The following is a 22,093-nucleotide window of genomic DNA, read 5'->3' as shown; positions in this document are numbered from 1 at the left end:
TGCGGCTGACACGGAGGACTTTTTGAAAAATCCTGATCACATCACAGGTCCTGCAGGTCCGATTTTGGAGTATATAGGCCTTGAACGTATCAACGGTCCACTGCTGGTCGTACAAGGGGTCAAAGGAGCAGGTTTTGACGAACAGGTAGAGATCGTCACTCCTGATGACAAAGTTCGTCTAGGCAGGGTGCTCTCTATCAGTGAAGATGTAGCGGTCATTGAGGTATTCGAAGGAACAACAGGGCTCAACCAGCTTACCGCCAGAGTCCGCTTTCTTGGTCATCCTTTTGAAATAGCAGTGTCCCGTGAAGAATTGCTCGGCAGAGTCTTTGACGGCCTGGGAACCCCCCTTGACGGTGGTCCGACTTTCAGTGAAGGATCACCCCGCGATGTCAACGGACTGCCTATCAATCCTGTAGCCCGCGCTTATCCTGAAGAATTCATTCAAACCGGGATTTCCGCCATTGATGGTATGAACACATTGGTCCGCGGCCAAAAATTACCCATTTTTTCCGGAAGCGGTCTTAGTCACAATGATCTCGCGGCACAAATTGTTCGCCAGGCCAGGCTTCTAGCCGATGATGAAGGCTTTGCCGTTATCTTTGCCGCCATGGGAGTGCGTCACGACGAAGCTGAAGGATTTCGGCAGAGTTTTGAGGAAAGTGGTGTTCTCAAGAATGTAGCGATGTTCCTTAATCTTGCTGATGATCCCGCAGTCGAAAGGCTGATTACGCCGCGAATTGCACTCACGGCAGCAGAATATCTCGCTTTTGAGCAAGGAATGCATGTTCTGGTAATACTCACCGACATGACAAACTACTGTGAAGCGCTAAGAGAGGTGGCAACCTCCAAAGGAGAAATCCCCAGTAGAAAAGGCTATCCAGGCTACCTGTACAGTGACCTTGCTTCTCTCTATGAGCGTGCCGGTCGCCTGCAAAACCGGCCAGGTTCAGTTACCCAGATTCCAATTCTGACCATGCCGGATGATGACATCACCCACCCCATCCCAGACTTAACCGGCTATATCACAGAAGGACAAATTGTTCTTGACCGCACCCTGGCCCGCAAGGCTATCTACCCTCCTATTAATGTGCTGCCATCTCTTTCACGGCTCATGAGTGATGGTATCGGCCCGGGAAGAACACGGGAGGATCATCAAAATATTGCCAATCAATTGTACGCAGCCTATGCAAAAGCCAGGCAAATCGAGCGATTGGCATCTATCATTGGTGAAGAAGATATTTCTGCCACCGACAAACTCTATCTCAGCTTTGCCAAAGCATTTGAACAACAATTCCTGAAACAAAATGACGATGAAAACCGAACCATCAATGAGACGCTCGATCTAGCCTGGCAACTGGTGGCGCTTCTCCCGGAACACGAACTGACCAGGCTAAAGCCGAAAGAAATAAAGACGTACGGTACAAAAAAGGGATCTGCAAGTGAAGATGCTATTGATTAAAAGGCTAGGCATCGGATTCTGCGTGGATGCGCTGCGCTTATCCACCCTACGCACTATACGGTTCGCTGGCGAAAATGGGGTAGCGGTGAACGATTACAAATAAACGACTAAGCAACTATGGAACGTATCGAAATCCCGGCAACCAAAAGCAACCTTATTCGCCTAAAAGATGAATTGGTCTTTGCCGAGGATAGTCTCGATCTTCTCGACCAAAAAAAAGAGATCCTGGTTCGTCAAATTTCTTCTCTTGCGGTCCGGGCGGAAAAAGTTCGAGAAGAGATGAATCAGCGCCTGATTGTCGCCTATGAGCGGTTGCAGGAAGCCGTGATCCAGTATGGAGAAGCAACCGTGGCATCGGTCGGTTTAGGACTTCAGGCAGGAGAACAGCTTCGGGTGCGAGAAAAAAGCCTGATGGGGGTCGTCCTCCCTCAAGTACATATTGATATTCCACCGCTCAAACCAGGGTACGGTTTCTATGCGACCGGGAAAGGCATAGACTCCACAACCGTCGCCATTCATCGAGCAATGGAGCTGGCCGGAGAACTGGCCGAAGTGGAAGTCGGCATGGAACGGCTTATCGTAGAACTAAAAAAAACGTTGAAGCGCATCAATGTGCTTTCCCATATCTATATCCCAAAATACCAGGCAACAATAAAAGCAATAGATATAAGCCTTGAAGAAAAAGAAAGAGAAGATTCGTTCAGGCTCAGGCGAATCAGAAATAAGGGAATGTAACGAAATAATTGTATCAATATCGAGCTGATTTTTCCGTTATTTTCAAGGCGCGAGAAGATTCGCGGAGTATTGCCAATGTGGTTTTTTCGCGGCGCAGAAAAGAAGCGAAAAGACAAACAAGATGTCACAGTTATTTTGGCACAGCCCCCCCAGTGAAGCACAATCACAAAAGAGGACAAAAGAGATGAAGGAGACGCATACACTGTTCGCCAAAATTCTGGTCCCCGTTGATGGATCAAAATTCAGCCTCCATGCGGTCAACCTTGCCGGACGATTGGCACTTTACCATAATTCTTCTTTGCTTTTGATGCATGTCCTGGATGTAGCAATAGTCAAGCAATTGCAGCGTTTAGGCAACAAAAGTCATGACGAGGTAGTGGTCGAGATGGAGAAAAATGCCAGAGGATTTTTAAAAAGTATGGGCTTGGAAATTAAGGGACAACACACACCCGTTGCGATGACCATCAAGGAAGGCGTACCACACGAGGCCATTCTAGAGGAAGCTGAACGTTGGCAGGCAGATTTAATCGTTATGGGAAAACTTGGTAAACGTGGAATAGGGAGAATCCTACTCGGTTCCGTTGCTGAACGGGTCATAGAGTTTTCCAAGCTGCCGGTTATGCTGGCAACGGGAAATCAACCTTAGCGGTAACGATTCAGCGAAAATCTACAAACTGACAATCTACCCCGAACTGTAACCTTTTTTTGTTTATCTAATTGTTGTGTTCCAGCGGTCCGGAAGGGTATCCTGAAGAGATATTTTATCCATATGTAGTTACCAGCTTGCTTCTCTTTAGTTGGGGAAACAGCCGGCTATGAAAGTATTATTGAAGAGGTTACAGGCAGTATGACACATAACAATGATCACTCTGAAATGTCAGGGCTTTCACGGCTTGATTTTAAATTATGGAAGGAATACCTGGATATTGCACAGGAATTCTGGCTGCCACCCGGCCTGAAAAGCAAGACCCGTTTTCTGATCTTACTTTGTCTCTTGATGGCTTTTGTAGCCTCGTTGCTCTTTTTCTTCATTGCCGCGACGGTAATGGTTACCCATGCATTTGTACCGGATTTTGTCGCAGGAAATGCCCCGGGGTTATTGCCATGGATCAGCGGACTGTTGCATTCCTGGATTTTGTATCTGATGGTTGCCGGTTTTGTCGGGCCGGTGCTGGTGTTCGGCATATATTCGAAAAAACTGAGCGTTTTTCTCAAGCCTTGGGCCGTGCTGGGGATGCTGCTGCTCCTTTCTTTTACTGTCAGCGGCTTGAACGTAGTGATTAGTTATGTGGGCCGGTTTTTTCAGACTGCGCTGGCGCAAAAGGATGCCCCTACCTTCTGGCGCTTTCTCTATGTCTATGCCTCGGTTTTTGTGATCGGTACACCCATTGTGGTGATGTATTCCTATATCAGAAAAAAGCTGGGCCTTTTCTGGCGGGAATGGATAACAGAGACTTTTATTAGTAATTACCTGAAAAACAGAGCCTATTATGGACTAACTGCCAACAGGGACATTGATAACCCGGATCAGCGGCTTGCCGAGGATTTAAAGGAATTTACGGTCACGAGTTTAAGCTTTCTGCTGATTATTCTGGGAGCTGTTATCGACCTCTTTGCCTTTACCGGTATTCTCTGGTCTATCTCCAAACTACTTTCCGTTATCCTGCTGGTCTATGCCTTTTTTGGTACCCTGATAACGGTGCTGATCGGGAAACGGCTGGTCGGGTTGAATTATAATCAGCTCAGAAAAGAGGCCAACTTCCGTTACGGGCTTATTCATATCCGTGATAATGCCGAGTCTATTGCCTTTTACCAGGGGGAAACCGGAGAAAAAGAACAGATCCACAAGCGCTTTTCCCAGGTCCTGAAAAATTTTAATTTTCTGATCGGCTGGCAGCGGAACCTGGATTTCTTTACCACCGGTTATAATTACCTGGTCGTTATCCTGCCAGCACTGATTGTGGCGCCCATGTATTTTGCAGGTAAGGTTGAGTTCGGGCAGATTTCTCAGGCATCCTTTGCCTTTAGCCAGGTACTCGGCGCTTTTTCCATTATCGTCCAGTATTTTGACAGTATCAGTGCTTTTGCCGCCGGCATTAACCGTGTATCGACCTTCAAGGAAAAATTGTATGCTGCCTCAGGTGCCAAGATGGCGGAAGACAGTCCTTCTGCTGAGCATATTGAGCGGGTGCAACAGGACACTTTTCGCCTGCATCAGCTGACCCTGAAAACGCCTGATAATCGGCAAACCCTGATTCGTGACTTATCCTTTGATCTTGACGAAAGCAGAAGTGTTTTAATTATGGGACATTCGGGGGTTGGCAAAAGCTCGTTGCTCAGGGGAATTGCCGGACTGTGGATGACCGGCAGCGGCGTTATCGAGCATCCGCCCATGGACCAGGTGCTGTTTTTGCCACAAAAACCCTATATGGTACTGGGATCTTTGCGGGATCAACTGCAGTATCCTTCCGGGAAGTATTTGAGTGATGAACAGGCTGAAAAGGTGTTGGCCCAGGTGAACCTGAATGATTTCTATCGCAAGATGCAGGATGGTGCTGGGGGGCAACCTTTGTTGGATATGGAAATCAATTGGGAAGAGGTGCTTTCCCAAGGCGAGCAACAGCGGTTGGCCTTTGCCAGGTTACTGGTCAATAAACCAGGGTTTGCCATCCTTGATGAGGCGACCTCTGCTCTTGATATTGCCAATGAAAAGGCCTTGTATCAACTCCTGGCTGCGCTTGATATCCGCTATATCAGTGTTGGCCATCGGCCGTCGCTGGCAGCCTATCATAATCAGATTCTTACTCTGGAATCCGAAGGTGTCTGGTCGCTTCGGGATGAGATAGGTTGAAACAAATAGGGTCCAAAGCTGCTCATACATTATATTGCTGTATGACAACTGCTCACAGGCACCCCACGGAGTCTCCCGTTGGTCGCTTACCTTTTTGGACGCTCATGATCTCCCGCATCGATAGGCTACCGTAGTTTTCGTTTACTTGCGAAAAAACGAGCCAGTGCAGACATGAAGCACCTGTAACGGTTCATGATAACCGGCGACGACGAACTGCTTGCCAACCACCGCAATAATAGATTTTGCTTTTCTATTTAGCACAGACGTATTTTCCGTCCGGTTGATTATTTTGTTGGACGAAGCCGCTACGCGGCAGAAAGGCCGACATGCCGCCCAATGAAAAGGGGACAGATTTATTTTTTGTAGTGGTCAAGCAAAATCCTGAACGCGGAGTCGGTAATCATTTTCTTGTCACCGTGAGTGGACGTTTCTATAGCTCCAGGGCTGTGAGTTATTTCGGGGATACCCCACGAGTAATCCTACCACAGCCTGTACCTAGTCTGAATGCTGAGAAGATCTGTGTGGAAATAAGCGCTTCATCAGTTGCGTCTTTCACCCGTATCTTTTGGTAAAACTGCATGAAAAACGCCACCACGTTGCCACCAAATCTCCACTGCTGTTATCGTACTACCTCCCTGCCATATAACTCATAGTAGTTTTTACTGTTATTTTTTTACTATTCATCTCTTGTTGAATTATATATCAACAGCCTTACTTTGTAAGTTAATGAAGCGATGGAGCAGCAGAGTAGAAATAAAGATAAATTTCTCGCCGCTTAATGGCTGTACTTAGAAGGTATCAATAACACACAATATTAAATCTAATATTGAATATAGATGGAGGAAAGTATGCAAGGTCAAATTATCTCTCAACAATTTAGTAAGATGGTATGGGTAAGTGATAAAAATAGGGCACAATACTCCTGCTACATTGATCAAGATCGTAAGGTAAAAAATAAAGAAGATCTCTCTAAACATGAACAAGATAGTTGTATGAATCTCAACCTTGTTTTAGGTGACAGCTGGTAACATGGTTTCCCTATAATTCTCGCTCCCGCGCCCTCTGGTATTTTTTTACTGAGGGCGTTTTTGTTTATAGCTGTGGAGAGGGGGATGCTTCCAGTTTGGAAAATCTCGGCTGCTGAGCATCCATTCAGCGATTAACAGATTTTAACAAAAAAACATTTTGCCATGCTTGCTCCCAAGGCAGGATCAACCCGAATTTCTCATGAGTTTTTTGATTTTCAACTTAAGTTTCTGATATTTAAGGAAAATACGGTAGCGCTAAAAAAAACAGACTGTTTTTTCGTCGATAATCAAAAAACCCACCCTCCGGGTCAGCGGATTTTTCCGCAGACTCTTTGTTGCAGGCCATTTGCGGTAGCTTACTATCGGAGTTTACCTTACCTGCTTCGGAGTCTACGCTACCTGCCGAAGATGTGAGGCACCGGAGGCGCAGACGTATAAAAATACTTCAAGCCTTCGGTAACGTAGCAGATTTGGTGAAATTGCCGATCCCGAAGGGCGTTGAAGGTGAGAAAAAACAGGTTCGCTCAAACAGTGAATAGAACTTCAAATCAATTGTCTGCTCAATATGTTGTTTTTTAAAGTAGAATTTATTTTTTCTAACATTCGACGTGCAGAATTTAGGTTGAATTTAAAAATGCTGAACTCCGCGATGACAACTTCGAATTCTGGAAGAACGGGGTGTTCCACTTTGCTGTTCAAGATCCTGATATTGAAAGGCTTGCTGCCAAAATTGTCGAAAATGGTGGAAAGCAGAGGATGCCGATAAGAGAGTATTACCCCGGAGAAAAACCATACCGGATGGTATATTGCTAGAATCCTTTCGGAAATATACTTGAATTATACTCACATAGTTATGAGCTGACCTATTCAGCTGGAGCATATCAGGATAAGTTATAAATAGACCAACGCACCCTGCATTTTGCAGGGTGCGTCTCTCCTCCATAGACCATAGAAGAACATTTAAAATATGGGTGGCGCGTTCAAGACGGCCAGCCCAATCCTTTTTCCAATTTCCCGGACGTTTACATATGTCATCCGTGGTTTTCTTTAGCAAAAATTAGTTGAGATTAACCGGTTGGTCGCCACCATACCCGGTTAACTCAGCATAGCCTACCCCGTTCACAGAAGCATCACCAGAACGGCCAGTTACCCTCACCGCTCCCTCCCAGTAGCGGATTGCAGCGGTATCCAGTTCCTGATTGTTTAAAAAAGGTGCAATTTCAAGCTCCATATCTTCCCCTGGGATGGTTAAACGCCAGCTTGATGGATATAAGGAACCATCCAAAGGGCTTGGCCAATGATCCAGAACTTCAATCTTGACATCGGCCAGGGAAAGGGGCCGGCTCTCACCTGTTGGGGTAATCATAGTGCCTGAACTGTGAGGATCAATGCTGCCGTCTTTCCTGCGTAATTGAAAGAACATTATTTCCCGATTATCAGAGAGTTGCAAAGAAAACCAGTCCCAGCCTTGCTGTTCCTTTTCCAAAGCGCTGGTACTCCATTCCCTGTCCATCCAGCTTGTGCCGCTTACCTGGAAGGTTTTTCCGTCAATTTTCAAACTTCCTTGTGCCTGCAGTCGGGTCAAGGAGTAATAGTAGGAGGCGTTTCCCGGTTCACTCCCCTTCCGGCTGAACCCTCGGTCTCCATGCAGTATGATCGGTTTAGCGCTGCTGCATTCCAGGTCGAGGTGGAATCCATCTGTTTTGGCATGGAGGCGCATGGGTGTTCCATCCTCTCCCTGACCATGCACATACCAATCCTCCAGCCATACCCGAAATGGCCTGCTCGTTGAGCCGGCCAAGCCGATTGCTTCCCTGCTGAATCTCTCAAAGTAATGGAATTTTTTCTCTTTAACATCCGTCACGGCAAAGTGTGCCATGTACAATGTGTTTGTTCCCCAATTGGTCGTTCGGTGGGCAGGTTGTGCGCGCAGGCCAAGCCGAAAAAAGGTCAGTTGATACCCATAATGGTTATTGGCATCGGATTTGAGGTTGCCGGTGAAATACCACCATTCAATTCTATACTTTTGGTGGGGTCCATGATCCTCTGGAAATGATAAAGGCCGAGCCTGCATGGCTCTGGCAAATCCCTCTGTATCATCTGTATTCAGGGCGTCTGTCAGTGGTAGTTTGGCTTCGAGATCATATCCTTTATCTTGGAAAAAAGGCCAGACCAGAGCCCCAAGGACAATAGTTACAATCACCGCAATGACAATGAGTCGTAATTTAAACATCGCCTATTTAAAAATCCTCTGTGGATAAACTAATTTTAGCATAATACACTCTACTCATCGCGGAGGGCGGCAGATACAGGGCTGAGAGCTATCTTTATTGCAGGTACAACACCGGCAAGTATCGCTGCCAGAATTGCCAGCAAGACAGCATGCAGAAAAATTTCCGGACTGGCATCCAACTGCAACGTCCAGCCGAAGGAACGCCGGTTGATAACAAAAACCATAACCAGGGCAGTGATCAGTCCAACCGGTATGGCAAGCAGGCCTGCAACGACCCCCATGAGTCCTGTCTGGACCAGGATAAGGCCTGAAACTTGATAAGGAGTGAAACCGGTGGCCCGAAGGATACCAAATTCACGTTGCCGTTCAAGTTGGAGAGCCATCAAGGCAGTAATTACGCCGATAAAGGCCACAATCATGGCAAGCAAGCGCATCACCGCGGTGATGGCAAAGGTTCTATCAAATATCCGCAGGGTTTCCAGGCGGAGTAGTTTATTCGAACGAATCTCAACGGTCTGCCCTGGAGGTATCAGATTTCTCACTTTCTGTTCTATGGCACCACTGTCCGCTCCTTCTTCAGCGTAAAGCCAGAGGGCAGATACCCCCTTGCCATGCCAGAACTTTTTAAATAAAGTACGACTTATCATCACCACACCCTGGTCCGAGTTGTAACTGACAAACACACCGAGTACCGGAAAGTCCTTCATGCCCGACTCTGTACGCAGAGAGATATTGTTTCCGGCATTCAGGTTATGCCTGAAGGCATATGGTTCTGACAGCAACACTCCTTTCCCCTGTTGGAAAGTATCCCAAATGGTTTCTGGATTTCCCTGTTTGAAGATATAATTCTTGCGGCTGGGTGCAACTACTTCCATAACTCCAATCGGGGTGCGTCCTTGCTGGCCCACAATATCAAACCACTGGTATGACCCCACATGAGAAATGCCCTCTATTGCCCTGATCCTTGTTACCAGCTCCTCATCAAGACTCGCACTCCCTCTTGTTGCAACCAGCCGTGGCGCAGAGACGTAAAAATCAGCCTTGAGTAGAGTATCAAGCCAATGGATGACCGAGGTCCGGAAGCTTCCGATCATCACGCCAACGCCAATTGTGGATGCCAGGGCAATCATCAACGCTGCAATGGCTATTGATGTTCGACTCAAATTAGTGCTGATACTGCGCGCAGCGTAACTGCCGAGGATACCGGCTACTCTCAGAGCGATTGGCTGCAAAGCCCCCATGATAGAGGTAATCAGCCGCGGTGTCACCATGATGCAGCCAAGCATAATGATAAACAGGCCCAAATAACTGAGTATAATATTTTTACCCGACACGGAAAGCAGCACCACACCCAGCACACCCATGCCAATACCGGAGAGTGCAAGCTTGGGACTCATTTTCTGGACGCGTGACTCGATTGTCGATCGGGTCACGATTGTGCGCGGCGATGCAGCTGTTGCTTCAAGGGCCGGCCCCAGGGATGCAATGAGTGTGGCACAGAGCCCCAACCCCATCCCTTTGAAGATGGAATAAAAAGAAATCTCCAGGCTGTTGACTGAGAGGACGAAATACAGGTCATTAATGGCTCGACTGACAAGATGCACCAGGTTTTTGCCTAGTAGGATGCCGATAAGAAGACCGAGAAGTGTCCCAATGATGCCAACAATCATAGACTCAGTGAGGATCAGAGTGAATATCTGCGACCTGGTCACCCCTAGACAACGAAGAGTGCCTATCAGCTGTCGGCGTCGAACCACTGAAAAAGTGATGGCATTGTAAATAATAAACATGCCGACAATCAGGGCAAAAAGACTCAAGGCAGTGAGGTTGAGCTGAAATGCACGCATCATTGTCTCAATATGCTCTGCCCTGGTGCTGGAACGGATTATCTCAGTACCTTGTGGAAGAAATTCTTCTATGGCCTGAAGCTGTGCTGTGCCCTTTTTATCGTCTGCAATAATCAGATCAATCCGATGCAGACGATCTTCTGTATGGAAAATTTCCTGGGCTGTGGCTATGTCCGTGATACAAAAATTTGCCAGGGCCAGTTTGGTCAGGCGATCTTGCGGCTTCAATAAGCCGACTATTTCTGTTTTATGCGTAATACTTCCCACCCTGAGCAGGAGACTGTTTCCAACAGCCAGCCCCAGAGAAGTGGCCATATCTTCAGAGAGAATAATGGTGCCGGGGTCGCTTATCAAAGCCGTCAAATCAAGGAGTGGTAGATTCTCCATGCCGGTAAGGTGAGCCCTAAAAGGCCTGTCAACCACAAGATCAATTCCCAGGATACGAAAAGAATATCCTGGAAAATTTACAGCACTGGCGTACCCTTCGACAATTGGGGCAGACGGGCGGATTCCTTTCTCAATTCGCAATTGCCGGTAAAGATCTGCCGAGACAGTACCATCGGATCCTGTTATGTGATGGGTGGTACGCCCCACTGCACTTTCTGTGGAGAGTTTAAAAGAGAGCTTGGCACTGTCGTTGGCCAGGTCAATGGAAACAACTAAACCAACTCCCAGTGCGACACCGATTAATGAAAAAACAAGTTGCCAGGGGTGATGGAACAGGGAACGAAAAAAAGATTTCCATAGGATTGGTCCCATAGTTCTACCTTCCGGAATTTTCTATCAATTGGTTTCCTTTCACGGTGAGGATGCGATCTGCAAAGCCAATTGCTTCCCGGCTATGGGTGGCCATAACCAGTGTTTTTCCGTTGCACCGTGAGAGTTGTTCGAGAAGATCAAGAATCTGCAAACCTGTGTCAAAATCAAGATTTCCGGTGGGTTCATCGGCAAGCAGCAGAAAAGGGTCATGAATAAGCGCTCTGGCAATGGCAATGCGTTGCTGCTCTCCTCCGGAGAGTCGGTCTGGAAAACTTTTCAATCGATCCCCTAAGCCAACGCTGTCCAATAATTCCGTAGCCAGGCCATGATCTTCACGAGTCAGCCTGCCCTTTTTCAATTCCAGAGGCAGCAGAACATTTTCTTCAACAGAAAGCGTGGGCAACAGGTTGAAAAACTGAAAAACAAAACCTATATGGTTTCGACGAAACAGCGTGCGCTCCTGTTCTGAAAGAAGTGTCACATTCGTCTCTTGAATAAAAACCTGACCATCGGAAGGAAGATCAATGCCGCCAATGCAGTTAAGCAGGGTTGTTTTGCCCGTCCCGCTCTTGCCAAGAAGCACAACTATCTCACCTGGTTTGACAGTAAGGCTGACAGAATCCAGGATAATTCGTTCCCGGCTACCTTCCTGAAAGGATTTGGATACGTTTTGCAGCCGTAAAAGGGAAGGCGCTTTACTCATCTGCATGTCATTGACAGGATCTATTTTTGGCATGGGCTGGTTGTGATGTTTCTTCGATTTGAGGCTATCTTAAATGAGTGTAATTTAGCCAGATCTCAGCGGTTAGACTCACTTTTGTTTATGTCAGATTCAACTTTCATGAAAATAATATACGACAGGAAAGAAATTATGCTGCTATTGTTGCGATTTTGATATTAATTGCCGTCTTCCCAAGCATTGAGAATACGTCTTCTCTTCATTTACAGCCTGAAGGTAGATTTCAGTGGTCGTTGTACTGCCACGCCCCATTAATTGCGCTAGGATATGCAATGGCTAATGGCTTGGGCCAGGACAAGAGGGCGATAACAAAACCGTGCCGCAACCCTTTACCTGTGGCCCGCAGTCCTTTCATTACCAATGGCATCAGACATGCCATCACACCACCTGAGCCTGTTACCTTTGCTGCAATAAAACGTGTAGCCACAGCAACACTGTGGTATCTCTCACGAAACAACTCAAAGCTCACCAACACCCAAAAAAAAGTGATTGAAAAAAGGATAAGGCGGGTGTACAAGGAGGCCAAATTCGTTACTAAAGAAAATGAGTATCTCTTTTCTTTACTCTTTATAGACTTTTTGTCTATCGCTTGAGTTTTCTTTTCTCCTTTTCTAGCTATTTGGCTTTTTATTCATTAAATGGCTGTTGCCGTACGGCAATGCTAAAGGAGGCAGGAATGTCTATTATTACCATTTCGAGAGGATCATACAGTCACGGCAAAGAAGTTGCCGAGGCACTGGCAGATAAACTGCACTACGACTGTCTCTCAAGAGAAATTATGGTCGAGACCTCGGACCAATTCAAAATTCCGGAAAAGAAACTGTTACGAGCGATGCATGACGCTCCAACAGCCTTTGAGTGGTTCAACCATGATCAGGAACGGTTGGTTCATTTTTTCCGTTCCACCTTTCTTTCCCATATGGCCCAGGGCAATATCGTGTATCACGGGCTGGCTGGCCACTTTTTTCTGCAAAACATCTCGCACGTGCTCAAGGTCCGAATTATTGCCGACATGGAAGACAGGGTCAAAGAGGAGACAACACGTGAGAAGTGCTCGGCACACGATGCACTGAAGAAACTGCAGTTAGATGATAAAGAACGACGCAAGTGGAGCTTGCATCTCTATGGAAAAGACACCTGGGACTCACGCTTGTACGACATCATGCTTTGCGTGGACTCCCTCACGGTAGATGATGCGGTCGAGCTTCTAGCCCAAACAGCGCAGAAGAAACAGTTCCAGGCAACAGAAGCATCGCTGGCTGAGTTGAAGCAGAGGATGCTTTGTGCTAATATCCTGGCCGAAGTGTATCAAACATCTTCCTCGGCAAAGGTACGATTTGTCAACAACAACAGTATTGAGCTTACCGATACAGACGGTCCGCTGAAAACGGATAAAATCGCTCGCAAGGATTTTTCTTCACAAATGAAGGAGCTGTATCACATTGAAGATGTTTTGTACAAAGAGCCCCTTCATCCATTTAAAGGCCATATTAATACTTTTTACAATGTGGATGTACAGTAGACTTCCTCTTTTCAACTAATTGCATGGGGCTGGAAATACTCACCAGCCCCGACTTTTGCTGCAAAAAACAGAGAGCTCTCATCCACATTTTTTTTACGAGGACCTGATTGTGCGAATTCTCATCTGTGGAGCAACAGAAGTCGGCTACATGATTGCAGCCCAGCTCTCTCTGGATCACGATATAACAGTTATCGATGAAAGCCCTCATCTTCCGGAAAAATTTCGCAGCCTCGACATCAGACACATAGCTGGGAACGGCTCTGATATCGCTACTCTGGAAAAAGCGAACCAGCCCAAGGCCGATCTTTTTATTGCCTGCTCAACTATTGATGAAGCCAATATAGTTGCCTGCTGGACAATAAAAAAAATCACGTCCATAGAAACAGTCTGCTTTGTCAGTAAAGGTGAGATTCATCACAATCTCATCTCACCGGATCAGTACAGTTACCAAACCAAATATGACATAGATACGGTCATCTGGCCTGAGAAATTACTGACCGAAGATATTTTTCGTATAATTCTGGTACCGGAAGCCATCGATGTGGAATATTTTATCAATGGCCGGGCCAAATTATTTGAATATCGAATCAAAAAGGATTCCCCCCTTTGTGACACCAGAATTCTCGACAATGTCTTTCCCAAAGATATCCTTATTGTCGGTATCACTCGTGATGAGGTCTTGTTTATCCCCAAAGGCACCACCAAGATACAACTCGATGACAAAGTTATTTTTATGGGAACCGGGCGAGCACTTGACATGCTGGCCGCTGATCTTTTTCAAATCAAAAACAAAATAGCTACAGCTGCGGTGATTGGCGGGGGTAATGTCGGTTTTTTTCTCGCCCAGCAGATGGAGCAAGCCGGCATTCGGGTGAAAATAATAGAGCAGGATCAACAGCGTTGTATCTTTCTTGCCGACAACCTGAAAGGCAGCCTGGTCCTCCACGGAGACGGTACCGACCTGGAACTGCTCGAAGAAGAATCCGTCGGCGCCATGGATGTGGTGGTCTGTGTTACCAATAATGATGAAAAAAACCTGCTCTGCTCACTGCTGGTCAAACAGCTGGGTGCGCAGCGGGTGGTCACCAGGGTCAGCAATAGCCGTAAAGCACAACTCTTTGAACGAGTCGGGATTGATGTGGTGGTCTCTCCGCGTGAGTCAGCCATGAAAGAACTGCTCAATCATATGCAGGCCAAGGACGTTAATATTCTGGCCATGGTCGGTGGTGGCAAGGGAGAAGTCCTTCGTATAAAGGTAGCTGAAACCTTTCCTGATACAAAAATAATGGATATCGGCCTGCCTACAGGGGCTATCATCGGAGTTATTAAACGGGGTAAAGGCATTATCATTCCCAATGGCAGCACTGTGGTGCAGGCCCATGACCGATTAAAGATTTTCACTGTTCCTGAAAATACAGAACCAATCCAGAACATATTTTCCAGATGAAAACGAGTACATTTTCCCCTGCACTTGGGCTTATCCTCATTGGTTTTGGGGTGATAACACTGGTGCCGGTGATAGTAGCACTGCTTGATCACGACTACCCTTCTATTCTGCCTTTTTGTGTAGCTTCTTTGGTCAGCATCGCGCTTGGTCTTTTTGGCCAAAGGAAAAGTAATAACCGCCGGGATCTTGACCGGATCAAACGTTCGGAAGTGTTGTTTCTGGTTACCCTGACCTGGTTAAGTACCGCAGCAGTCGCTGCCATTCCCTATCTTTTTTATGGGTTAAACCCGCTTGACGCCTACTTTGAATCGATTTCCGGAATAACAACCACCGGCGCAACCATCCTTCAAGATTTTTCACTCTACCCCAAGGCGTTCTTCTTCTGGCGAAGTCTGACTCAATGGCTTGGCGGGATGGGGATAATTGTCTTGTTTGTGGCGATCCTGCCTCAGTTTGCAGTTGCCGGAAGGCAAATATTTTTTGCTGAGGCACCGGGGCCAACCGAAGAAAAAATAACCCCGCGCATTGCCCATACAGCCAAGGCTCTCTGGTTGGTGTATGTTTTTTTAACCATGTTCGAGATCGCGTTGCTCGACTTTACGGGTATGCCGATCTTTGATGCTGTCTGCAACGGATTGACCACCATGGCAGCAGGTGGATTCTCCCCCCATCCACTTTCGATTATGGGTTACGAGAACAGTACTGCAACGTGGATTATCTCCGCCTTCATGTTCCTTGCCGGCAGCAACTTTGCCCTCCAATATCGATTCATTGTCCAGCTGAAGCCGCAATCGCTGTTCAAAAGTGAGGAGTTCCGACTTTACGCCACCATTATTCTGCTACTTTCCATATCCCTTACAGGCATTTTATTCTTTGCCCAGCACATACCGGTTGCCGATAGCATCAGGGACAGTGTTTTTCAGATCATCTCGATCATTACCACCACCGGCTTTTCGTCGGCTGATTTTGCCCTATGGCTAGTTCCAGCCCAGGCACTCCTGTTAATAGTCATGTTTGCCGGTGGATGTGCGGGATCTGCCGGCGGCGGAATAAAAATAGTCCGCATCCTTTTTATGGGAAAATACCTCTGGCGAGAAATCGTCCAGGCTCTGCACCCAAAGGCGATTATCCCTATTAAAATAGATAAAAAATCAGTACCCAATACCATTCAGCATCAAATGCTGAGTTTTCTTCTTTTTTATATTCTCCTGCTCGCTATTTCCGCGATTATGGTCACAATGATAGAAGGGAACCTTGCCATTGGTTTTGTCGGAGCAGCTGCGACCATAGGCAATATTGGCCCGGGTTTTGGTGAGATTGGCCCAATGGGGACTTTTGGCAGCCTGGCAATACCAAGTAAAATCATTTTTATTGTGAATATGGTTGCCGGAAGACTTGAGCTTATTCCTTTTCTGGTTATGCTCCACCCGGACTTCTGGAAAGAATAACCCCGTGCATTACATGACCTCGGCTATACGACTATAAAACATAGAGAAATGTGCACTCAGAAAGGTGCGAAGGAAAAACAGGGAAAAACCTAAAAGCTCTGCACAAAACCACTCTTACAACCTATTTTTTTTTACGGATCTACCAGAGGAAGGTCACCATAAGCAACTGAGGATATCGAATAGGTATGTATATCTCACAGAAATCCCCTTTTTCGTGGGCCCTCCCTGAAAAAAAGAGGAACCAGGAAGATCAATTCTGCCTTGCCACATCCACCATTACAGACAGCTTATGCACACCTCCCCCCATGACAACCCCCTTTACAGGTGCGACATCACCGTAGTCTCGACCCCATGCGACGGTGACATAGGTTTCGTTTGCAAACAGATTATTTGTGGGGTCAAGATCAACCCACCCATGGTCTGGAACAAACAGTGAAATCCAGGCATGGGAGGCATCTGCCCCAACCAATTTTGGTTTACCCGGCGGCGGAATTGTTTCCAGATAACCGCTAACGTATCTTGCCGCGAGCCCGAGCGTCCGCAAGCAACTGATTGCAACGTGGGCAAAATCCTGACAAACACCTTTTCGACTTGCCAACGCCTGTTCAACAGTTGTTTCAACGTTGCTTGCTGTCTTATCGTATGAAAATTCCGTGTATATTCTGCGAACCAAATCACTTGCACCGGCAAGTACCGGCATACCAGGTGGAAATGACGAAGTAATATATACTAAAGAGGAATGACCTAGGGTTATCAGTGGACTTTCAAACGTAAACTGATACGCCTCGAGTTCATCATACTCTTTATGATCAATAAGTCGCTGAACCACAGCTTCCCACGGTTGGGTACTATTAGGCTCGGGTACGTACGGCTTTCCGGTCTCTACAAGGCTTGTTGCTGAAACAGTAAGTTCACAGTGAGGGTGGTGAACCATAAAAACATGCGCACTATTTCCGAAATAATCGGTCCTGCTGTGAAGATACTGTGGTACAGGGTCTATCTGTAAACTACTCTCAAGCACTTCTTGCGTTGCTGTTTTACGGGGAAATAAAAACAGTTCATTTTGTGAAAGAGAGGCCGGGGCCGAATATTTATAACCGGTATTATGGGTAACGCGGTATTTCATACTGAGCGATCACTTGAAAGGATAGAATAATGAGGAGTTGCCGGCACTCGAGTTAAATAATGTATGGTTACTTCCTGGGCAAATTCTTTCAGTTGCGATTCCATCTTTGTTAAAAAGACGCTCAAATATTGCATCGACGGATTATTCTCTCCACAGCGTATCCCTGTCAAGTCGAGTAGGCGGACCTCTGTAAGCATTTCCAGGGCTATACGTTCTTCTTTGCTGGAAAATCTCCTTTCATCCTGTCGCGGTAAAGTTTCCACATGCGTGGCAAGTTGACTGAATTGAAAAGCAACTGACTTGGGGTTGGACTCATCGGACAGTAAGAGATCGAGTACAGGAGCCAATTGAAAGGAGGAGCGATAACGCCCCCTATATGTCATGAGACTTTCGGAAACCTCAAGCAATGCCTGAAGTGTATTACGGGAATTAGCGCAAACCAGAGGAAGACTGACGCGGATCAATGCCGCCTGATTCATCGCCCGCTCCACCCGGCGCCCCATATCCATGAACGCCCACCCCATACCCCGGGTCATACTTTCCATGGCCAGGCCGCTAAAAGCACTCAAAGTGAACAATGTCTGGTCTAAGGTTTCCAGGGGGTCATGTTCAGGGGAATCCTTGAAATCTTCTAATCGGTTAATGACCCGGGTGGTATCCACAGAAAGCCGGTCACGGACATTTCGAGTCGTCTGCTGTACCCGCTGGAGGAGATTGATAACGCTCTCGGTACTCTCTTTCCGGTAGAGCGCGTTGCGCAGTTGCTGGAACAGCCCGGTGAATGATATTTTTTTGCTGCCATCAGTCACAGTAGGCAGCGAAATAACCTGCTTTGCCTGCAAGATGGTCAGTAGAAATTGCAACTCCGGGATATCCTCCGGCCGATCCTCCCCGGAAAGACGCTGGTAGATTGCCCGTAAAAGACGTATCATTCCCTCGGCACGCTCAAGGTAACGGCCCAGCCAGAGTAAATTGTCAGCAACCCTGTTTGGAAGATCGCTGGATCGTTTAAAAGCAGGAATGGTGGTCAGGCCATCCATCATGGTGAAAAGTTCCACCGGTTCGTCTGAAAGTACCCATATATCCTTACTCTGTTGCTGTTTCGGGAGGCCGGTCGCCAGCGTTTTTTTATCAGTAGACGTAATCGCCAATCCACCCGGCATGACGGCATATCCCTTTTGGGTGGCGCAAACAAAGACTCTCAGGACATTGTAACAACCGGTAACGCCACCGCTCCCCCAAGCCGGAGCCTGAGACGGCAAAATAGGACTGGAGGCCATATATCTAGCCGGAAAGGACGTAATAGCTTCCAAGATATCCGGCGTTTTTTCACAAACACCATTCTGATCCATGGCAGAGCAGATGCGTAGTTTGCTCAAGTTATTGACCACATGATTCAATCCTTGGCTATTCCCGCACCACCAACCAGGATGATTTGGCAAAAGGAGATCTTCCCCGAGCATTTCTCGACAAAGATGAGGAAGCAAGGTTTTCAAAGCAGGTGTATCTACAAATCCGCTCCCAACAGGATTAACCACCTCAATATTCTGGGCACGGCAAGCCTGGATAAGTCCTGCCACCCCGCCAATGGCCTTCTGTTTTAGTGCAAAAGGATCACTGCTATGGTCATCAATCTGCCGAAATATTGCCTCCACAGGCTCGAGCCCTGCAATTTTCTTAAGAAAAACCTTACCATTTCGAACAGTTAAATCCTGCCCTTCTACCAGTGGATATCCTAAGTAACGAGAGAGCAAGGCATGTTCGAAATACAAATCACTGTCCGGGCCCGGTGAAAACAAAACGATTCCCGGATCATCCTTACTCAGAGCAGCCCGCTGAATCAAAGCTTGATGGTAAGCATGAAAAAACGGAGCCAGTCTACGTATCTGGTTTTTGTGATAAAGCTCTGAAAAAAGGCGCGATATGACGATTCTGTTTTCCAGCGCATAGCCAAGGCCCGCCGGATTGGCTCCATAATCTCGTAGAACTCTAAATTGTCCCTGGGGATCTCTGTATAAATCGGCAGCATAGAAGGTGAGATAGCGATCGCCGGCAGGCCTGATACCATGGCAGGAATGGAGAAAATTTGGATTTGAAAAATAGAATTCCGCATCTATTTTTCTTTGTTTTAACAGTTCCTGCGGACCGTAGGTGTCTGCCAGAATTTTTTCCAGCAAACCGGCACGCTGTTTCAACCCACCCTCAATGCCGCTCCATTCCTGCGCAGAAATGGGGAACGGGATTATATCAAGAGCCCAAGCCGTTGTCTGTTCGGTCAGGTCATCAAAAGGATTTATGGTAGCCCCATCTTCATGGCGCATACGCTTTCCCCTTTCATGATCTGATTCCAGCATAGCTTTTCCTCTTGCCTCAAAGGCTTGTATGAGAAGTTGCCAATGGGGTCGCAGAGTAGCTGCGGAAGAAAACGGCTCACAATAGCTACCTGACGGACAAGAAATCCTATCAAAAAGGGAAGAGGTCGCGTCGGTTAAAACGGAGGAAATGCGAGAAGCTTTGTCGGTCATAAAATCACTTGCTACGTCCTGGATTAAGGCAAAGCCTTGTTTGACTTTGCCTCAGCTTATCTAATCCTTTCAAGTCCGCAAATCAAGTGTATACGGCAGATAGTCATTTGTTTCTACCGAGGGAATCGGGATCTGCTCACCCGGCGTATGCCCGCCGGGAATAAAGCGTGAATTGCGCCGTCCTTCAGCCTCGTATGAATTGACAGGAAATATGTCATAACTGCGACCGCCTGGATGGCCCACATGGTATGTACAGCCGCCGACAGCACGATTCGACCAGGTGTCGAACAGATCTATTGAAAGCGGTGCATGGATACCTATTGTCGGATGCAGGCAAGACGGTGGCTGCCAGGCCCGATAACGAACCCCTCCTACAAAAACGCCTCCCTCCAATGTCGGCTTCATCGGAATCCTTCTTCCGTTACAGATAAGAATGTATCGTTCACCCGTCATTCCGGAGACCTTTACCTGCAACCTTTCCACTGACGAGTCAACGTAGCGGGCAGTTCCTCCGCCGCCGGCTTCCTCGCCTAACACATGCCAGGGTTCGAGAGCCTGCCGTAGCTCGATCTCTATTCCCTGATAGGTAACCCTGCCATAGATGGGGAAGCGAAACTCGAAATGGGGATGAAAAAAATCCATGGACACAGGATAGCCTGCATCACATAAAATATCCAAGACGTCGGTGAAATCATCTCGTACCAGTTGGGGCAACATAAAGCGATCATGAAGACGAGTGCCCCAACGGACCAGTTTTTCCCTATACGGTTTTTGCCAAAACCAACTAACAAAAATACGGAGAAGCAACTGTTGAGCGAGGCTCATGCGCGCATGGGGCGGCATTTCGAAAGCTCGAAATTCAAGGAGACCAAGACGTCCGCCGGCACTATCCGGAGAATAGAGTTTATCGATACAGAATTCTGCACGATGGGTATTGCCGGAGACGTCTACAAGCAAATTGCGATAGAGCCTGTCTACGAGCCATGGTGGGCAGGGGTATTCTCCGCTTGTCTGCCGATCCTGTTCAGCAAAGGCAATTTCCAGTTCATAGAGGCTATCATGCCGTGCTTCGTCAATACGAGGCTGCTGACTGGTAGGTCCCATGAAGAGACCTGAAAAAAGGTACGACAAAGAGGGATGATTATTCCAGAAAGTGATAAAACTACGGAGCAGGTCGGGACGTCTTAAAAAAGGGCTGTCTGCCGGGGTAGCTCCGCCGATAACAATATGATTGCCGCCGCCGGTGCCGGTGTAACGACCGTCCACCATAAATTTTTCCGTGCCGAGTCGGGACTCTCTTGCCAATTCATACAGCCTGGTCGTACAGTCCACCATCTCCCGCCAGCTGTGCATCGGTTGTATGTTGACCTCTATGACCCCGGGATCCGGGGTTACTTTCAAGCTCTCCAGGCGATGGTCGCCAGGCGGAGCATACCCTTCAATAACTACTGGGAGTTTTGTTATTTTCGCAGCTTTTTCTATACATGCAATTAACTCTAAATAGCCTTCCAGAGAGTTGATGGGTGGTATAAAAAGGTAGATTTTCCCTTCACGTGGCTGTACGCAAAGCGCCGTACGAACCAGCCATGCGGCGGATTCTCCGACCACTGGTTCAGGATCATCGATGGGACCTGGTTGAGACCGATCAGCATCACCTGCTGTTTTTTTGGCAGCCCGTTTCAAGGCGGCCTTCTGCGCCTTCCTATCGGGCAACGGCTCTTTCTCTGCCATGGGATCGACCTCATGATCAGGCTCCAGGTCTTCATCTGCGACCCAGGGCAGAGAATCGAGCGGCAACCGCAAACCGGCCGGAGAATCCCCAGGCAAGAGATACATATGCTCACTTTTAAACGTCCAGGGGCCGCTTTTCCATGATCCATACTGCAACGGCAGGACATAGCCGACAACGGCTCCCAATCCGCGCCGAAAAGCACGCACCAGTCGCCGTCGCTCTTCAGGATCGTCAAGTTTTGGATCAGTCGGGGTAACATTAACAGGAAGTTGCTGCTCCTTTAAGAGGTAATGGGCGATATCCTCATAACTTTCCCTGATATACTCACTTTTTACCCCGAGAATTTTCGTAAGTTTTTTAATGAATTTTTCCGCTTCAGCAATGCCGAACCCGTAATCTACGGAAACGTCTGCCAGCCATTTGGGATCTTTCCAGATAGGTGTCCCGTCTTTTCGCCAGTAACAGCCCAGCGCCCATCTGGGAAGAGATTCGCCCGGGTACCATTTTCCCTGGCCATAATGCAGAAAGCCTCCCGGAGCCCATTCTTTCCAGAGCTTTTTCAGAAGAATTTCTGAAAGTACCAGCTTTTCCTCCCCCAGTGCTTCGGTATTCCACTGCGCTCCTTCCATATCATCGATT

General features: G+C 47.4%; 16 protein-coding genes and 1 pseudogene. 11 read left to right on the top strand and 6 right to left on the bottom strand.

The window, feature by feature from the left end; all coding sequences use genetic code 11:
* Positions 1-22: 22 nt before the first annotated feature.
* From ACHZCY_RS20630 to ACHZCY_RS20600, 7 genes and pseudogenes are all read left to right on the top strand, one after another.
* Positions 23-1,462 carry a V-type ATP synthase subunit B gene (locus tag ACHZCY_RS20630; RefSeq protein WP_319550247.1) on the top strand — a complete coding sequence of 480 codons (1,440 nt, stop codon included), beginning with the start codon at positions 23-25 and terminating at the stop codon, positions 1,460-1,462.
* A gap of 117 nt (positions 1,463-1,579) precedes the next feature.
* Positions 1,580-2,197: a V-type ATP synthase subunit D gene (locus tag ACHZCY_RS20625; RefSeq protein ID WP_205223531.1), complete on the top strand. Its 618-nt coding sequence runs from the start codon at positions 1,580-1,582 to the stop codon at positions 2,195-2,197.
* Positions 2,198-2,381: 184 nt separating this feature from the next.
* Positions 2,382-2,843 carry a universal stress protein gene (locus ACHZCY_RS20620; protein WP_205223530.1) on the top strand — a complete coding sequence of 154 codons (462 nt, stop codon included), beginning with the start codon at positions 2,382-2,384 and terminating at the stop codon, positions 2,841-2,843.
* 201 nt (positions 2,844-3,044) lie between these two features.
* Positions 3,045-5,048 (top strand): ABC transporter ATP-binding protein/permease, encoded by a 2,004-nt coding sequence (locus ACHZCY_RS20615; RefSeq protein ID WP_319550246.1) that lies wholly within the window; start codon positions 3,045-3,047, stop codon positions 5,046-5,048.
* A 326-nt stretch (positions 5,049-5,374) separates the two neighbouring features.
* Complete coding sequence (locus ACHZCY_RS20610; protein ID WP_319550245.1) at positions 5,375-5,620, top strand: hypothetical protein; 246 nt, start codon at positions 5,375-5,377, stop codon at positions 5,618-5,620.
* A 276-nt stretch (positions 5,621-5,896) separates the two neighbouring features.
* A complete protein-coding gene (locus tag ACHZCY_RS20605) occupies positions 5,897-6,076 on the top strand; it encodes a hypothetical protein (protein WP_205223528.1) in 180 nt (59 codons plus the stop codon).
* A gap of 624 nt (positions 6,077-6,700) precedes the next feature.
* A pseudogene (locus ACHZCY_RS20600) lies at positions 6,701-6,973 on the top strand (VOC family protein); the annotation flags it as partial.
* A gap of 160 nt (positions 6,974-7,133) precedes the next feature.
* Here the strand turns inward: ACHZCY_RS20600 and ACHZCY_RS20595 are convergent.
* From ACHZCY_RS20595 to ACHZCY_RS20585, 3 genes are read right to left on the bottom strand one after another with little or no spacing between them, the layout of a single operon-like run.
* Positions 7,134-8,309: a lipocalin-like domain-containing protein gene (locus tag ACHZCY_RS20595; protein WP_319550244.1), complete on the bottom strand. Its 1,176-nt coding sequence runs from the start codon at positions 8,307-8,309 to the stop codon at positions 7,134-7,136.
* Positions 8,310-8,359: 50 nt separating this feature from the next.
* A complete protein-coding gene (locus ACHZCY_RS20590; protein WP_319550243.1) occupies positions 8,360-10,915 on the bottom strand; it encodes an FtsX-like permease family protein in 2,556 nt (851 codons plus the stop codon).
* A 4-nt stretch (positions 10,916-10,919) separates the two neighbouring features.
* Positions 10,920-11,651, bottom strand: a complete 732-nt coding sequence (locus tag ACHZCY_RS20585) for an ABC transporter ATP-binding protein (protein ID WP_319550242.1) — start codon at positions 11,649-11,651, stop codon at positions 10,920-10,922.
* 275 nt (positions 11,652-11,926) lie between these two features.
* Between ACHZCY_RS20585 and ACHZCY_RS20580 the strand changes: the two genes are divergently transcribed.
* The 4 genes from ACHZCY_RS20580 to ACHZCY_RS20565 all read left to right on the top strand — a co-directional run bounded on the left by ACHZCY_RS20580 (position 11,927) and on the right by ACHZCY_RS20565 (position 16,071).
* Positions 11,927-12,247, top strand: a complete 321-nt coding sequence (locus tag ACHZCY_RS20580; RefSeq protein ID WP_319550241.1) for a hypothetical protein — start codon at positions 11,927-11,929, stop codon at positions 12,245-12,247.
* An 83-nt stretch (positions 12,248-12,330) separates the two neighbouring features.
* Entirely contained in the window at positions 12,331-13,176 is an 846-nt protein-coding gene (locus ACHZCY_RS20575) for a cytidylate kinase-like family protein (RefSeq protein ID WP_319550240.1), read from the top strand.
* Positions 13,177-13,285: 109 nt separating this feature from the next.
* Positions 13,286-14,623: a Trk system potassium transporter TrkA gene (gene trkA, locus ACHZCY_RS20570; protein ID WP_205224447.1), complete on the top strand. Its 1,338-nt coding sequence runs from the start codon at positions 13,286-13,288 to the stop codon at positions 14,621-14,623.
* Positions 14,620-16,071 carry a TrkH family potassium uptake protein gene (locus ACHZCY_RS20565; protein WP_319550239.1) on the top strand — a complete coding sequence of 484 codons (1,452 nt, stop codon included), beginning with the start codon at positions 14,620-14,622 and terminating at the stop codon, positions 16,069-16,071. The genes trkA and ACHZCY_RS20565 overlap by 4 nt, the downstream gene beginning before the upstream one ends.
* Before the next feature lie 250 nt (positions 16,072-16,321).
* Here ACHZCY_RS20565 and ACHZCY_RS20560 read toward each other — a convergent pair whose 3' ends face one another.
* The 3 genes from ACHZCY_RS20560 to ACHZCY_RS20550 form a co-directional block, all read right to left on the bottom strand.
* Positions 16,322-17,197, bottom strand: a complete 876-nt coding sequence (locus ACHZCY_RS20560) for a transglutaminase family protein (protein WP_205224449.1) — start codon at positions 17,195-17,197, stop codon at positions 16,322-16,324.
* Positions 17,194-19,722: a circularly permuted type 2 ATP-grasp protein gene (locus ACHZCY_RS20555; RefSeq protein WP_319550238.1), complete on the bottom strand. Its 2,529-nt coding sequence runs from the start codon at positions 19,720-19,722 to the stop codon at positions 17,194-17,196. Before ACHZCY_RS20555 ends, ACHZCY_RS20560 begins: the two co-directional genes overlap by 4 nt.
* A 69-nt stretch (positions 19,723-19,791) precedes the next feature.
* The coding region (locus ACHZCY_RS20550) for a transglutaminase family protein (RefSeq protein ID WP_319550237.1) at positions 19,792-22,093 on the bottom strand (2,302 nt) is incomplete at its 5' end.

The sequence above is a fragment of the Desulfogranum marinum genome, assembly GCF_963675105.2.
GTDB lineage: Bacteria > Desulfobacterota > Desulfobulbia > Desulfobulbales > Desulfobulbaceae > Desulfogranum > Desulfogranum marinum.
The sequence above is the reverse complement of the archived record's forward strand: the minus strand, read 5'-3'. Positions and strand labels throughout refer to the sequence as shown.

What these genes read in the sequence shown, in the direction of transcription:
- ACHZCY_RS20625 (WP_205223531.1), top strand. Translation starts at nt 1,580, where the DNA reads ATGGAACGTATCGAAATCCCGGCAACCAAAAGCAACCTTATTCGCCTA.
- ACHZCY_RS20620 (WP_205223530.1), top strand. Translation starts at nt 2,382, where the DNA reads ATGAAGGAGACGCATACACTGTTCGCCAAAATTCTGGTCCCCGTTGAT.
- ACHZCY_RS20615 (WP_319550246.1), top strand. Translation starts at nt 3,045, where the DNA reads ATGACACATAACAATGATCACTCTGAAATGTCAGGGCTTTCACGGCTT.
- ACHZCY_RS20610 (WP_319550245.1), top strand. Translation starts at nt 5,375, where the DNA reads ATGCCGCCCAATGAAAAGGGGACAGATTTATTTTTTGTAGTGGTCAAG.
- ACHZCY_RS20605 (WP_205223528.1), top strand. Translation starts at nt 5,897, where the DNA reads ATGCAAGGTCAAATTATCTCTCAACAATTTAGTAAGATGGTATGGGTA.
- ACHZCY_RS20595 (WP_319550244.1), bottom strand. Translation starts at nt 8,309, where the DNA reads ATGTTTAAATTACGACTCATTGTCATTGCGGTGATTGTAACTATTGTC.
- ACHZCY_RS20590 (WP_319550243.1), bottom strand. Translation starts at nt 10,915, where the DNA reads ATGGGACCAATCCTATGGAAATCTTTTTTTCGTTCCCTGTTCCATCAC.
- ACHZCY_RS20585 (WP_319550242.1), bottom strand. Translation starts at nt 11,651, where the DNA reads ATGCCAAAAATAGATCCTGTCAATGACATGCAGATGAGTAAAGCGCCT.
- ACHZCY_RS20580 (WP_319550241.1), top strand. Translation starts at nt 11,927, where the DNA reads ATGGCTAATGGCTTGGGCCAGGACAAGAGGGCGATAACAAAACCGTGC.
- ACHZCY_RS20575 (WP_319550240.1), top strand. Translation starts at nt 12,331, where the DNA reads ATGTCTATTATTACCATTTCGAGAGGATCATACAGTCACGGCAAAGAA.
- ACHZCY_RS20565 (WP_319550239.1), top strand. Translation starts at nt 14,620, where the DNA reads ATGAAAACGAGTACATTTTCCCCTGCACTTGGGCTTATCCTCATTGGT.
- ACHZCY_RS20560 (WP_205224449.1), bottom strand. Translation starts at nt 17,197, where the DNA reads ATGAAATACCGCGTTACCCATAATACCGGTTATAAATATTCGGCCCCG.
- ACHZCY_RS20555 (WP_319550238.1), bottom strand. Translation starts at nt 19,722, where the DNA reads ATGACCGACAAAGCTTCTCGCATTTCCTCCGTTTTAACCGACGCGACC.